Consider the following 13,819-nt stretch of genomic DNA (forward strand, 5'->3'; position numbering starts at 1 on the left):
CGCCGTCCGCTTCTGCTTGCGCGATTTGACTGCTTCCTGCCGCAGCCAACCCGCCAGCTTCTCGGCGAATGGGTCCAATTTGCTTGGCCGATCGGGAACCTTGAACTTTGGCTCAACCGCGTCCGCCCGCAGGTATTTGCGGATCGTGTTCCGGGACAATCCCGTCCGCCGCTCGATCTCCCGGATCGGGACGTCCTGCCGGAAATGCCAGCGCCGGATTACGCTCAATAACGCCATGTCGATCACTCCTGGATCCCCCGACAAATCAGCCAGGGGGAGGTCAAAACATGGGTCAGTTCTCAGTGAAAAACTCTGGCCTTCCAGGGTCACATCTCAGTGGAAATCAACACCTTGAGCATTCGCGTCCCGAGCGTCATGCGGGGCATTTCCGAACAAAGCCGCTTTTGGCCCGCGGCCAACGATGACCGGCCGGTAAATGTCTGCGGGCCGGCCTGATTTGGGCCTGCCCGCGAGTTACCAAGGTGTTGGAAGCTGCAGACCGAACCGGCCAAACCGAATATTGCGCGGAGCTATTCTGGCAGCGGCACATAGCCCCCAGCCGTGAGCGCCATAGGCGCATTGGCCGACTCTTCCGGCAGCGGCGGGCGGCCGAGCGCGGCGCGGGCCTCGTTAATGGTCAAGATGCCTTTCGACGTATAGTTCGAAAGGATGGTCTCCTGTGTCAACGGATCGGATTCACGGCCCGGCGTCCAGATGAATTCAAGGTCGGCCGCATCGAATTCGCTCGCCAGAATGTCGTCGATGAGCCCTTTGGCCCAGGATAGGATGGGCGCCAGTCCCTCTTCCTCCGCAAGCTCTTTTTGGGTCTCGACCGTGGACCGATTCATCGTCTGCGTAAGCGCCTGCGGCGAGATTGAGAAGGCGAAACAGACGATCCGCGCAAGCCACTCATCAAAGGGGCTCTTGAGTTCCGGCTCCTTGGTCTGAATGAAGGTCTTCGCCACACCGCCAGGAACGAATTTCGCCCGGCGCCGGCGTGCAAGGTCGCCATCGAAATAGGCGTCCCAATATTTCTGGTAAGAGGCGATCTGATCGGGCGTCCAGTTTTCCGGCACGCCAATTAAGCTATCGGGAATATTGCCCTCAGAAAAATAGTCGAGCAGGAACATCTGCCGGCGCAGCGCGATATTCACCGTCGTGACGATCTGTTCGACGGGACCATATCCGTAGACACGGTTCACTCGCAGATTGCGCGGCCGGTAGATCAAGTCCCGCATCGAATAATCGATGGCCGGACACCCTTTCAGAATCTGCTGATAGGCCACCGGATAGACAAGTTGGCCGGCCTCCATATAGGGCTGCGGCGTGCGGCCCCAGGCATCGATGATAGGCTTGATCGTCGCTCCATCGATCGGCAGAAGCGCCTTGAGGCGTCCGGCGCGATCCCGACTCATATAGAGCGCGGCGGCGTCGGTGACAAAAACCTCTTCGAGCAACAGCCGAAGCCAGTCAGCGAAGCAATGGTTGCCGTCGGGCCGCGCGAAGAAGGCTTTCACCGCGGCGACGCGCTCTGCATCAACAGCGGAGCCCGCCTTGTCGCGCGCTGCGATGGTCCAGGTTTGGCCGGCGGCCTGATCCTTGCGCGTCTCGATGACGATGCGCAGAAGATCGTAACCATCCGCGAGCCCACGCAAAGTCGTGAAGGTGACGGGCTCATAGGGTCGGGCGAGCGTCGAGAGATTATAGCCCGAAGGATAGTCCCATTGCCGACCCATGCTTTCGGGCGGCGCAATCGGCGTCATGGGCGTCAAGGGGCCGAACCAGTTCGCCGCTTCGCCCGCTCTTGTTGCGCTCTCGAAGCTTATATTGACCTGATAGGGACTTAGCGACCAGCTTCTCTGCCCTGTGCTACGATCGGCCATGCTGCATCCTTCGCGTATCCAGATTGATTAGCTGCGTACAGCGCCCCCATAGGGTCGAGGCTTGCATCACGCACCGTTGCGGCCTTCGGCTTCGCGGCGGTAGAATTCAATAATGCCCGTGCCATCGTCATTACCGAAAAGATGCGTCAACGCCCAGATCGCGGCGTCCGCGTGATCAGGGCTGCCTCCGCCGCCATAGCCAGCGGCGGAAAACCCGCAGAGCTGATCCTCGAGTTTGCCGAAGCGGCCGGCGTGGTGGATCTGCCCTTGCGCATAGCGCACCGAAATCGGCTCAGCTCGGACCGCCTTGCCGCGACTCGCGGTGACGAGGCGCACCGGCACGTTTTGGTCCGCGGCCTTGATGGTCGCCCGAACCATTTCGCCGCCGAAATTGCTTTCCGCCACAATGCAGTCCGCCCGATATTCATGAAAGGCGATAACCGCGCGCCGGCCCCAAACCACCGGCGCCTCGCGGCAGGAGCGATCGGCGAGGATGTAGCCATCGCCGTCAAATCCTTTCGCAGCGACGATGATCCCGATCTCATCCGCGCCAAGATCGTCGCGACCCGCCGCCCCCGACGGATCGACCGCGACAACCACCGCGGCGCGACTGCGTTCCGGAATATCCTCCAACGCGCAACGGTTGGCCTCAATCGCCTGATAGTTCCAAAGCGCGCCATCGACCTCGTCGACATAGACGCCTTCATAAAAGCGCTTGCGCTGCTTTTCTGGAAGATTGGCGAGACTGTTCAAGAACTCCGCCGAAAGATTTGCGATATTGTCCGGCGGATTCAAGAACGCCCGCCGATAGCTTTGCGGATCCTTGAGCGGCTGCAATGAAATCGGATCGCGTTTGTCGCCGAAGAGGACATTTGTCCAATGAGTCTTGCCAACCGGATTAAGGTCGACGAAAGCCTGTTGGCGGAGGTTGGGCGCGACTTGCGCCAGTCGCGTAAAGGCGATCAGCGCCGACGAATACGGGATTTGCGATGCTTCATTCAGGAACACGGTCGAATATTCTAGCCCAAGAATTTTTTCCACCCTATCCTTGTCGTCAAGACCGCCAATCCAAATTCGGGAGCCGTTCGAAAGCTCAAAAAAGCCGTCCTGACGCCGCTCCTTCAACAGCGCATCAGGAAAGCAGTGACGCATGACTTGAGGAAGGGTATCGAGGGCGATCGAGGCGCGCGCCGCATTGGCGTGGAAGCGCAAGATAGCATGGCGAGATCCCCCGGCTTGAAGCGCGCGCATGACTATGGCGCGGACAATGAGAAAGGTCTTTCCCGAGCGCGTGCCGCCGGCAAGACAGGTGTAACGCTGCGTCCCCTCCAGAAGGCGGCGCGCCGCATCCTGGCCTGCGCTGAATGTCGCCATGCACGGTCCTGTTTATGATGATGACTAACGGCGAGTCGAAGCCTCTGTTCCTATAGAGATTCTTACTTCAATGGTCGGTCGGAATGGCGAAAGCTCTTTCGGCGAATTTGCGGGGAGGCTGCGGCCGTTCAGAGTCCAAAGGACGCGAGCGCCATAAGCCCGGCGAGTTTAGCGCGCGCGGCCTCAGGCTTGGAGCGTATCAGAAAATATGAAAGAACGGCGCAATTCGCGCACTGCATACGCGCATATAGCGTTCACAATTCGTTGCAAGTCAACGCATCCAAACCGCGCCAATTTGCGCATTCTTACAAGATCGACAGCAGCATTCTTACAAAATCGGCGAAGGCGATCCACAAGCGCGCCGCTCGATCGTATCGTGGACATGAAGGACTGGTGAAGCCAGCGCGCAGGCTGCTTTGCTTGGGCCCCTGATCCTATTCTCCGATCATCCGGCGCCGACGTCTTTGATCGCGCCATGCGACCACAGGGTTCGTCAGTGAGCGCTGCCGTTGACGATGCAAGGGGTGAGAAGCAAGTGCGCAATTCGCGCACTGCATACGCGCATATAGCGCTCGCAATCTATTGCAAGTCAACGCGTCAAAGCGACATCGATTTACGCATTCGTACAAGATTGCAAGTAGCGATTTCGATATTAGCAAAAAGGACCCAGAAGCCCGCCGTCCGAAACCATCATGGACAGGAAGGGGCCGGTAGAACCCATGCGCAGATTGGCTGGCTACGCGTCGGCGACGCTATGCTCCTATCAGCTTGAGCCGACGCTTCAGAGGCGCGCCGCAAAGCAAATTGGCCGCTCAGCGAGCGTAGGCATTGATGATGATGCACAGGGCGAAGCAAGCGCGCAGTTCGCGCACTGCATACGCGCATATAGCGCTCACAATTCGTTGCTAGTCAACATGGACGGCCCATACATATTCGCGCATTTACACCGCTCGCGAGAGCAAAACTCTGTTCGCTTTCGCCAGCGCATTCTTATGCCGCTTGCAGCGCATTTTTGAGCATAGGGCGGCGGGTCCCGCACGGTTTACAGCCTCGCGTAAGTTTCTTGTCATCTGATACCGACGATGCAAACAATCGCCAATTCAATCATGCTCGCAAGACGGCAGGCCGACGTGACTCAGAACATCAACACTGCCATCGATCAGGCTATCGCCTGCCTCAATGCCGGTGCGGTCGGCGACGCGCTCGCCCGCCTACGCATGTTCAATGCCAAGCGCGAGACAAGCCCGGTCAGATCGAACCTCATCGGGCTGATTTATTTGAGCGCCAAGAACAGTCTGGATGCGCTCGATTGGTTTGAGCAGGCCGTGCGACTCGATCCCGCCTATCCAGAGACCTTGTCGAATCGCGGCGTCACCCTGCAAGAGCTCGGCCGCGGCGCGGAGGCCCTTGCTTCCTATGAGGCGGCATTGCGCCTTGGTCTGGCCGATCCGGCGCTCTTCTACAATCGCGGCAATTTGCTGCGCGAAGCCGGGCGCCTTGAGGAGGCGATTGCATCCTTCGACATGGCCCTGAAGCTCAATCCCACCTATGTGGAGGCTTTCCGGGTTGGCGGAATGATTCTGCGCGATCTGGGCCGGCCGCAGGCGGCGCTAGAATTCTTCGATGAGGCCATCAGGCTCCAGCCAGCCTTTATCGACGCCCTGCTCGATCGAGGCAATCTTCTGCAAGAACTCGATCGATCCGAGGAGGCAGTCGCCTGCTACGACGCTGCGCTGGCGAAAGAGCCGCGCCATGCCGGCCTCTTGAACAATCGCGGTTCGGCCCTGCATGCCATAGGGCGCTTGCAGGAAGCCCTTGCGGACTTCGACGCGGCTTTGCAGTTAAGTCCCTATGTTCCTCAAGCCTGGTTCAATCGCGGCAGTCTTCTCCTGACGCTCGAACGCCCCGAGGCAGCGCTTGTCTCCTATGATAGAGCCTTATCGCTTCGACCTCGTCATGTCGAAACTCTCTGCGGTCGCGCCATAGCGCTCAAGCAGCTGGGTCGCTTTGACGACGCCCTGGCCAGTTTCGAAGCGGCCTTGAAGGAAGATCCGACATCCGCGCATGTCAAGAACAACAAGGCGGTCTTGCTACTCCTCGGCGGTAAACTGGAGGAGGGCTGGGATCTCTATGAATATCGCTGGATCCTTGGTCAAACGCCCAAGCATGCGTTGAAACTTCCGATACCGGAATGGAATGGAGAACCGCTCGCCGGCCGAAGCATCATCGTGCTCGACGAACAAGGCCTCGGCGATGCGATTCAATTTGCGCGCTACTTGTTGATCTTGGGCGAGCAGGGAGCCGAGATCACCTTTTGTTGTCGCGGCGGACTGCATCGGCTGTTCAAGGGACTGGAGCAGCCGGTCCGGCTGGTCGATCGTTTCGACCCACTGGAGCATTATGATTACCAGATCGCTCTCTCCAGCCTGCCGCGCGCGTTCAAAACGCGGCTCGATTCCATCCCTACGCGCGCTTCATATCTTCGCGCTGAAGAGCCCCTCGCGCAAAAATGGGCGGCGCGGATCGGATCGCCTGGCTTCAAGATCGGCATTTGCTGGCGCGGCAACGCCAATATCAAGGGCGACCCCGCCCGCTCGATCCCGCTGGCTTGCTTCGCGCCGCTCGCCGAAATAGACGGCGTGCGGCTGATCAGCATCCAAAAAGGGGGCGACGAAAGCCTGGGCGATGATCCCGCGTTCTTCCCCAGGTGCGAAAACTTGGGTGGGAATTTTGACGCTGGCGCGGACCATTTCATCGATGCCGCAGCGGCTATGCAGAGCCTCGACTTGGTCGTCACCTGCGACACATCGATCGCTCATCTCGCGGGCGCGCTAGGCCGTCCAGTCTGGGTTGTCCTGAAGCGCGCGGCTGACTGGCGCTGGCTCCTCGATCGCGAGGATTCCCCTTGGTATCCATCAATGCGTCTGTTTCGGCAAAACCGGCGCGGCGATTGGCCCGAGGTTTTCGGCCGCATCGCTCAGGCCTTGCAGGCCCAAACCGAAGGCGCGAGGCTCCCTGAAGGCCGGCCTTCAAGCAACCTCACGACGATGCCTTGAAGTTCGCGATCCGCCGAATATCGCCAACCATGCTGAATATGCGGCTCGAGTCTTGGCGCGATTTACCCAACAACGAAGGCCTCTTCCGGATAGGCTCCAGCGTCATTCTGGCCGATCGGCGGCCATGATGTAATTGATGTCCATGTCGCGCCAGAGCCGCCATTGATCGCTCAAGGGGTCAAACACGACCCCCGTTTCGTCAATGATATGTAGCCCGGCGGCGCGCGACGCCTTGGCCAATTCCTGCGGCGTGACAAACTGGCTCCAGCGGTGGGTGCCCACGGGGGCCCAACGCAAGACATATTCGGCGCCGACGATCGCGAAGGCGAAACTTTTCAAGGTCCGGTTGAGCGTCGCCGCGACGAGGAGTCCGCCAGGCCGGACCATCGCGCCCGCATGTTGGAGGAAGGCTGGAACATCGCGCACATGTTCGATGACCTCCATCGCCAGGACGACATCGAAGAGAGCGCCCTCGGCGCTAAGGTCCTCGGCGCTCGTACAAAGATACTCGATTGTAAGGTGGGCGCGCGCGGCATGGTCCCGCGCCACCGCGATATTGCCGCGCGCGGGATCGATCGAAGTCATCTGCGCCCCAAGTCGCGCCAGCGGCTCGGAGAGAATGCCGCCGCCGCACCCGATATCGAGGACCTTTAGTCCGCGCAGCGGCTCGGGCGCCCGGCGATCGCGCGGCTTGCCTTCGACCGGAAAATGACGGCAGAGCAAATCGCACAAATAGCTCAAACGGACCGGGTTGAACTTATGCAGGGCGCGCATGGGTCCGTCCGGATTCCACCATTCGGCGCCGATCCGGTCGAACCTTTCCACTTCCTCTGGATCGATCGTCGTCCCGCGCCGGAGACTTTCCTGGCCGGCCATGACTTGTATCCTTCCCGATGAGCAGGCTAAGGTGGCGCTGCTCCAAACCTCTTGACTTGCATTGCCGAGATTCGCATGTATACGCGCCGCAAGGGCGCGGCGCGAGCGATCTGGTCCCGGCCTCCACCATTTTCACAGAAGTTTCTCAAAATTTGCCCAGAGGGGGCCTTTTTCGACCCGATGTCCCGTCTTGTGATGAAATTTGGCGGCACCTCGGTCGCAGACATAGAGCGAATCCGCAACGTGGCAAGGCACGTCGAGCGCGAGCGCAAGGCGGGCAACGACATCGCTGTCGTGGTTTCCGCCATGTCGGGCAAGACCAATGAACTGGTCCGTTGGTGCGAGGAAGCCTCTGGGCTTTGCGACCAGCGCGAATATGACGCGGTCGTCGCCTCCGGCGAACAGGTGACCGCTGGCCTGCTGGCCATCGTCTTGCAGGAAATTGGGATCCCGGCGCGCTCGTGGCAAGGTTGGCAGGTCCCGATCCTGACGTCAAACTCGCATGGCTCCGCGCGGATCGCGCATGTCGAGGGCCGAGCGATCCTCGAAGGTTTTTCCGCCCGCGGCGAAGTTGCCGTCGTCGCTGGCTTTCAGGGCTTGAATAAGGAAACCGGCCGAATTGCAACGCTTGGGCGCGGCGGCTCGGACACCAGCGCGGTGGCGATCGCGGCAGCGATCGGAGCCAGCCGCTGCGACATCTATACCGATGTCGACGGGGTCTATACCACCGATCCGCGCATCGTCCCAAAAGCGAAGCGCCTCGATCGCGTCGCCTTCGAGGAAATGCTGGAAATGGCCTCGCTTGGAGCCAAGGTTCTCCAGGTGCGCTCGGTCGAGCTCGCGATGGCGCACAAAGTCAAGACTTTCGTGCGCTCCTCATTCGACGATCCGCGGGACCCGAAACCAGGCACCTTGATTTGCGACGAGGAGGATATCGTGGAGCAGCAGGTCGTCACCGGCATCGCATTTTCCAGGGACGAGGCGCAAATCACCTTGCGTCAGGTCGCCGACCATCCAGGCGTCGCCGCCGCCATTTTCATGCCTCTCGCCGAGGCGAATATCAATGTGGACATGATCGTCCAGGTTGCATCCGAGGATTCGGGGGCGACAGACATGACATTCACCGTCTCGACGGCGGATTTCGAGCGAACTAAGGCCATCCTGCAAAAGGCCCAGCCGCAAATCGGGTTCCAGAGCCTCAACGGGGCGAGCGATGTGGTGAAGATTTCGGCCATTGGCGTTGGCATGCGCAGCCACGCTGGAGTCGCGGCGCGCGCATTCAAGGCGCTTGCAGAAAAAGGCATCAATATCAGGGCGATAACGACATCTGAGATCAAATTCTCGGTTTTGATCGAGGCGGCCTACACAGAGCTGGCGGTCCGCACGCTGCACTCGCTTTACGGCTTGGATAAAGCCTGACGCCAGTTGCGCCGCGAATTTTACGACGGAAGCTTCCGGGAAGCGGACCGTTCGGCGATGCTAAAATATGACACCATAAGACCTTGGAGCGATTTCAACTTATGTTGAATTACCCTAGCCTTTATCTTTGCTTAATGCTTAGGCGCTGCCCCACCCAAAAAGCATAGTTCAACTGAAGTTGAAAATGCTCTAATTTTCCTCATCACTCTTGCGGTCCGGAGTTTGCACTGGTTAAACGGGCGGAAGGCGAAAAAAGATCGAAGCCATCGGCCCGCGCTGCGCTCCCTTGGACTTTCCGGCCTGCCAATGCAAGATTATGAGGCCTTCAGGCCTGAACAGGAAACGCCCATGTATGGCGCTCATGGCGGACCCCGTCTGCTGCTGAGGCGGCTTCGCGAAGTCATGGCGGAGCCGGTCAGCCCTCAGGCTCGGCTCGACAAAATTGTCGTCCATATCGCCGTGAACATGGTCGCGGAAGTCTGTTCCGTTTATGTCTTGCGGGCCGACGGCTGGCTTGAGCTTTACGCTACGGAGGGATTGAATCGCGAGGCGGTTCACTTGACGATGATGCGCTCCGGCGAAGGTCTGGTCGGTCGGATTGCCGAGACGGCCGAACCGCTCGCGCTACCCAACGCGCAACAGCATCCCTCATTTTCCTATCGGCCCGAAACCGGCGAGGAAATCTACTCCTCCTTCCTGGGGGTGCCGATTCTGCGCGGCGGCAATACGCTCGGCGTTCTCGTCGTCCAGAATAAGGCCCGCCGCAACTATTCAGAGGAAGAAGTCGAGGTCCTTCAGACGACGGCTATGCTGCTCGCCGAGATGATCGCCTCCGGCGAATTGCAGTCCCTCGTCCTGCCCGGCATCGACATCGCCTTGCGCCGGCCGCTCGCCTTGAAGGGGACCCCGATCGCCGACGGCGTTGGACTTGGCCACGTCGTCCTGCACGAACCGCGCATCATCATCAAGCAGCTTATCGCCGAAGATACGATGCTGGAGATGGAGCGGCTTGACAGAGCGATCGGCGCGATGCGCGAATCGATCGACGCCCTGATCGAAAGCCGGAACATGGGACCGGGCGAGCATCGCGACGTGCTCGAAACCTTCCGGATGTTCGCGCATGATCGCGGCTGGCTTCGCCGGTTGCGCGAGGCGGTGTCGACCGGCCTCACTGCGGAAGCCGCGGTCGAACGTGTGCAAAACGACGCCCGCGCCAAATTGCAGCGCCGCACCGAACCCTTCATGCGCGAGCGATTGCATGATCTCGACGATCTCGCCAACCGGCTCCTGCATCAGTTGACCGGCCAGAGTTTCGTGACGGCGCATGAAGATCTGCCTGATAATGCGATCATCGTCGCGCGAACGATGGGGCCGGCGGCGCTTCTCGAATATGACCGCTCGAAAGTGCGCGGCCTCGTAATCGAGGATGGAGGCGCGGGAAGCCATGTCGCCATCGTCGCCCGAGCGCTCGGCATTGCGGCGGCCGGCGATGTCGCCAATATCATCGACTTTGTCGAACCGGGCGACGCCTTGATCGTCGACGGCGGATCCGGCGACGTTCACGTGCGCCCGCCGCCGGACGTTCAACACGCCTATGCCGAAAAGGCGCGGATGCGCGCCCGCCGTCAGGAGCAATATCTCAAATTACGCGACGTGCCTGCCGTCACCAGGGACGGCGTCCCGATCGATTTGCATATGAACGCGGGCCTTCTTGTCGATCTCGAGCATGTGGAGGAAACCGGAGCGGCGTCGATCGGACTGTTCCGCACCGAACTTCAGTTCATGCTCGCCCCGCGATTTCCGAGGATGAGCGAGCAGGAGGCGCTTTACCGGTCCGCCCTCGATTCTGTCCAAGGAAAGCCGATTACCTTCCGAACGCTCGATATTGGCTCCGACAAAATTCTCCCCTACATGACCCAGGTCGACGAGGAAAACCCGGCCCTTGGCTGGCGGGCGATCCGCATCGGCCTCGACCGGCCAGGGCTGTTGCGCTCGCAATTGCGCGGCCTGCTGCGCGCCGGCGCCGGGCGCGAATTGCGAATCATGTTTCCGATGATCGCGATGCTCGAGGAGTTTGAAACCGCAAAGGCATTGGTCAAGCGTGAGCTTGATCTTTTGGTGCGCAATAATCGCCAACCCCCGTCCGACCTTAAACTGGGCATCATGGTCGAGGTGCCGTCCTTGCTGTGGCAACTCGATGAAATTTGCCAGCAGGTTGATTTTCTTTCGGTCGGCTCCAATGATCTCGTGCAATATCTCTATGCCGCCGATCGCGACAATAAGCGCGTGTCGGAGCGTTTCGACCCCTTATCGGCGCCAATTCTTCGCGTATTGAAATTCATCGCTGAGAAAGCGGACGCGGCGGGAACGCCGGTGACGCTGTGCGGTGAAATCGGCGGCAGGCCGCTCGAGGCGATGGCCTTGCTGGCGCTCGGATTTCGCGGGCTTTCGATGTCCGCCGCCGCGATCGGTCCGGTTAAGGCGATGGTGCTGGCGACCCACCTTGGCGAGGTCGAGGCTTTCGTCGCGGACTTGATCGCCAGAGAAACGGGTGGTCATTCCTTGCGCGACACGTTACGCAAGTTTGGCAAGGCGCGCGGCATTCCGGTTTAGAAGCGCGGTCGCCGGCCCTGCTCGCCCAGCCCACTCTGCTCGAAAGCCTCCTAGAACCCAAACCCATGTTGCCGCAAGACAAGCTCGACCTCATCCTGCGCCGCCACGAGGAAATCTCGGCCCGCCTCACGCAAGCGCCCGAAGCGAGCGTTTTCGTCGCCTTGTCGCGGGAACTCGCCAGCCTAGAGGAAGTCGCCGAGGCGATTCGTGACTTTCGCGCGCAAACGCAAGAGGTCGCGGGACTCGAGGCTATGCTGGCCGATCCCTCAATCGACGCGGACATGCGAGATCTAGCCGAGGAGGAACTGCGCGCGGCGCAAGCAAGGCTCGCCGAAGTTGAACAAGGTTTGAAGATCGCCCTCTTGCCCAAGGATGCCGCGGACGAGAAAAGCGCCATCCTCGAAGTGCGGGCCGGCACTGGCGGCGACGAGGCGGCGTTGTTCGCCGGCGATCTGTTCCGAATGTATCAACGCTACGCTGAGGCCAAGGGCTGGAGCGTCGAGATCATGTCGGCGAGCGAGGGAACCGCTGGCGGCTACAAGGAAATCATCGCCGAAATCGCCGGTCGGGGCGTTTTCGCGCGGCTGAAATTCGAATCCGGCGCACACCGGGTCCAACGCGTGCCAGACACTGAAACGCAAGGCCGCATCCATACGTCGGCGGCGACCGTCGCGGTGCTTCCGCAAGCGGAGGACGTCGATGTCGACATCAACGAAGCGGATCTGAAGATCGACACGATGCGGGCCCAAGGCGCCGGCGGCCAGCACGTCAACAAGACCGAATCCGCGATCCGCATAACCCATGTTCCGACCGGCACCATTATCTTCGTGCAAGACGAACGCTCGCAGCACAAGAACAGGGCCCGCGCAATGTCCCTGTTGCGCTCCCGCATCTATGATATGGAGCGCCAGAAGCTTGACGCCGAACGCGCCGCCGACCGGCGCTCGCAGGTCGGCTCGGGCGATCGCTCGGAACGGATTCGCACCTATAATTTCCCGCAAGGCCGCCTGACCGATCATCGGATCAATCTGACGCTCTACAAGCTCGACAAAATAATGACCGGAGAGGCTTTGGACGAAGTCATCGACGCCCTCGTGACGCATCATCAGGCGGCCCAACTCGCCGCCAGCGAAGAGGGCGTTCACTGACGTCTTAGGACTGTGGCGCGCGCAAGCTTGGCCGCATCTTCTTTTCCAAAGATCTATCGGTTGCGACGCACTGTCCGTCGCCGACAAAACCTGCCGTTCATCGCCCCCGCCGTCTGCAAGCCTCGCTCCCATAGCGCCCTTGCGAGGGAACCAACCCCAGCCCCAACTGTTTCAGCGGACCGCGTCCTGCAACAGGGCCATCACAAGCTAAAACCGAACAACTTGGCATTTCACCAGGCGAAGCTGCGGCTTGCGGCGCCAAAAGCCGCAGCCAATGCACGCCGCCAAAGTGTCGATGGCGGCGATAAGCTACGAAGTTGGATCTGATAATGCTTATACGATATGGCTATGAAATTACCTTTTCTTGCGCCCAACCGACCTTGATGGTCTGCCTCCTCGACGCCCATCGCGAGCGCTCGCAGGAATTGCGCTTTGAAACCCCGCCGTTAACAATCCCTTCGATTCCGACAACCACTTATCTCGATCTCTACGGCAATACAGTGCGAAGATTCATCGCGCCGGCCGGCGATCTCACGATTACATCCGACGCCATTATAGAGGACAGCGGCCTGCCAGATCCGATCGAACTCGACGCCAACGAGGCGCCAGTCGAGCTATTGCCGAACGAAACCCTGATTTTCCTTCTCGGCAGCCGGTATTGCGAAACCGACAAGCTCGCGGACATCGCTTGGGGGCTTTTCGGATCGACGCCGCGAGGCTGGCGCCGGGTTCAGGCGATCTGCGATTTCGTCTGCGATCATTTGACCTTCGGCTACGAACATGCCCGCGCGAGCCGCACCGCTTTCGAGGCCTATCAAGAGCGCGTCGGCGTCTGCCGCGATTTCGCGCATCTCGCGGTGACGTTCTGCCGCTGCATGAATATTCCAGCGCGCTACGCAAATGGGTTCCTCGGCGACATCGGCGTCCCGCCTGACCCGGCGCCGATGGACTATAACGCCTGGTTCGAGGTCTTTCTCGATGGCCGCTGGATCACCTTTGACGCGCGCCACAATACGCCGCGCATTGGCCGGATTACCGTCGCCCGCGGCCGCGACGCCATGGATATTCCGCTGGCGACTTCTTTTGGCCCTCACGTGTTGAAGACCTTCCGGGTCTGGACCGAAGAAGTGGATGCAGGAGTGTTGCGCGACCTTGAGCGGCGCACCGCTTGAGGCGGCGGCGTCGCCAGGCTCGGCCTCAACTCCATGGAACGACCCTTACCTTGACGTTAAACGCCTACTAAGGTTTATGCTGGCAGATGCTTAATGCATCGCCGTCGCGTCCTTTCGCTTTGGCGAAGGGTGTTGCGCCTTACGGCCGCCAGCGAGTAGGTCTCGATGCGTCAATTGATCTCGAAAGCCCGCTCTCGCCGGCGCCCAGCTCTCTGTCGCGAAGGGGCCGCTCGCTCAGGCGCGCGCTTTTGCAGCGGGTCGCTGATAATTCTGTCGGC

Annotated in this window: 8 protein-coding genes and 1 pseudogene; 5 read left to right on the plus strand and 4 right to left on the minus strand. The window is 60.3% G+C overall.

What is annotated here, in order from left to right; genetic code table 11:
• The 3 genes and pseudogenes from DL86_RS12795 to DL86_RS12805 form a co-directional block, all read right to left on the minus strand.
• A pseudogene (locus DL86_RS12795) lies at window positions 1-237 on the minus strand (IS21 family transposase); the annotation flags it as partial.
• A 293-nt stretch (window positions 238-530) separates the two neighbouring features.
• A complete protein-coding gene (locus tag DL86_RS12800) occupies window positions 531-1,883 on the minus strand; it encodes a phage portal protein (protein WP_036262088.1) in 1,353 nt (450 codons plus the stop codon).
• A gap of 66 nt (window positions 1,884-1,949) precedes the next feature.
• The gene (locus tag DL86_RS12805; RefSeq protein WP_036262091.1) at window positions 1,950-3,257 is read right to left on the minus strand and encodes a phage terminase large subunit; all 1,308 of its coding nucleotides are present in this window, start codon (window positions 3,255-3,257) and stop codon (window positions 1,950-1,952) included.
• A gap of 1,082 nt (window positions 3,258-4,339) precedes the next feature.
• On the opposite strand from DL86_RS12805, the gene DL86_RS12810 reads away from it, so the two are divergent.
• A complete protein-coding gene (locus tag DL86_RS12810; protein WP_051953363.1) occupies window positions 4,340-6,313 on the plus strand; it encodes a tetratricopeptide repeat protein in 1,974 nt (657 codons plus the stop codon).
• Window positions 6,314-6,415: 102 nt separating this feature from the next.
• On the opposite strand, the gene ubiG is transcribed toward DL86_RS12810, so the two are convergent.
• Window positions 6,416-7,189 (minus strand): bifunctional 2-polyprenyl-6-hydroxyphenol methylase/3-demethylubiquinol 3-O-methyltransferase UbiG, encoded by a 774-nt coding sequence (gene ubiG / locus DL86_RS12815; RefSeq protein ID WP_036262094.1) that lies wholly within the window; start codon window positions 7,187-7,189, stop codon window positions 6,416-6,418.
• A gap of 180 nt (window positions 7,190-7,369) precedes the next feature.
• Here ubiG and DL86_RS12820 point away from each other — a divergent pair, with 180 nt between their 5' ends.
• From DL86_RS12820 to DL86_RS12835, 4 genes are all read left to right on the plus strand, one after another.
• Complete coding sequence (locus DL86_RS12820; protein WP_036262203.1) at window positions 7,370-8,608, plus strand: aspartate kinase; 1,239 nt, start codon at window positions 7,370-7,372, stop codon at window positions 8,606-8,608.
• A gap of 348 nt (window positions 8,609-8,956) precedes the next feature.
• The gene (gene ptsP / locus DL86_RS12825; protein ID WP_036262211.1) at window positions 8,957-11,221 is read left to right on the plus strand and encodes a phosphoenolpyruvate--protein phosphotransferase; all 2,265 of its coding nucleotides are present in this window, start codon (window positions 8,957-8,959) and stop codon (window positions 11,219-11,221) included.
• A gap of 65 nt (window positions 11,222-11,286) precedes the next feature.
• Window positions 11,287-12,369, plus strand: coding sequence for a peptide chain release factor 1 (gene prfA, locus DL86_RS12830; RefSeq protein WP_036262097.1), 1,083 nt, complete (start codon window positions 11,287-11,289; stop codon window positions 12,367-12,369).
• 329 nt (window positions 12,370-12,698) lie between these two features.
• The gene (locus DL86_RS12835; RefSeq protein ID WP_036262100.1) at window positions 12,699-13,541 is read left to right on the plus strand and encodes a transglutaminase-like domain-containing protein; all 843 of its coding nucleotides are present in this window, start codon (window positions 12,699-12,701) and stop codon (window positions 13,539-13,541) included.
• The last annotated feature ends 278 nt before the right edge of the window (window positions 13,542-13,819 follow it).

The sequence above is a fragment of the Methylocapsa aurea genome, from assembly GCF_000746085.1.
Taxonomy (GTDB): Bacteria; Pseudomonadota; Alphaproteobacteria; order Rhizobiales; family Beijerinckiaceae; genus Methylocapsa; species Methylocapsa aurea.

Bases quoted from the DNA above. Each gene is read 5' to 3' on its own strand.
- DL86_RS12835 (WP_036262100.1), top strand. From the start codon at position 12,699: ATGCTTATACGATATGGCTATGAAATTACCTTTTCTTGCGCCCAACCG.
- DL86_RS12805 (WP_036262091.1), bottom strand. From the start codon at position 3,257: ATGGCGACATTCAGCGCAGGCCAGGATGCGGCGCGCCGCCTTCTGGAG.
- ptsP (WP_036262211.1), top strand. From the start codon at position 8,957: ATGTATGGCGCTCATGGCGGACCCCGTCTGCTGCTGAGGCGGCTTCGC.
- ubiG (WP_036262094.1), bottom strand. From the start codon at position 7,189: ATGGCCGGCCAGGAAAGTCTCCGGCGCGGGACGACGATCGATCCAGAG.
- prfA (WP_036262097.1), top strand. From the start codon at position 11,287: ATGTTGCCGCAAGACAAGCTCGACCTCATCCTGCGCCGCCACGAGGAA.
- DL86_RS12800 (WP_036262088.1), bottom strand. From the start codon at position 1,883: ATGGCCGATCGTAGCACAGGGCAGAGAAGCTGGTCGCTAAGTCCCTAT.
- DL86_RS12820 (WP_036262203.1), top strand. From the start codon at position 7,370: ATGTCCCGTCTTGTGATGAAATTTGGCGGCACCTCGGTCGCAGACATA.
- DL86_RS12810 (WP_051953363.1), top strand. From the start codon at position 4,340: ATGCAAACAATCGCCAATTCAATCATGCTCGCAAGACGGCAGGCCGAC.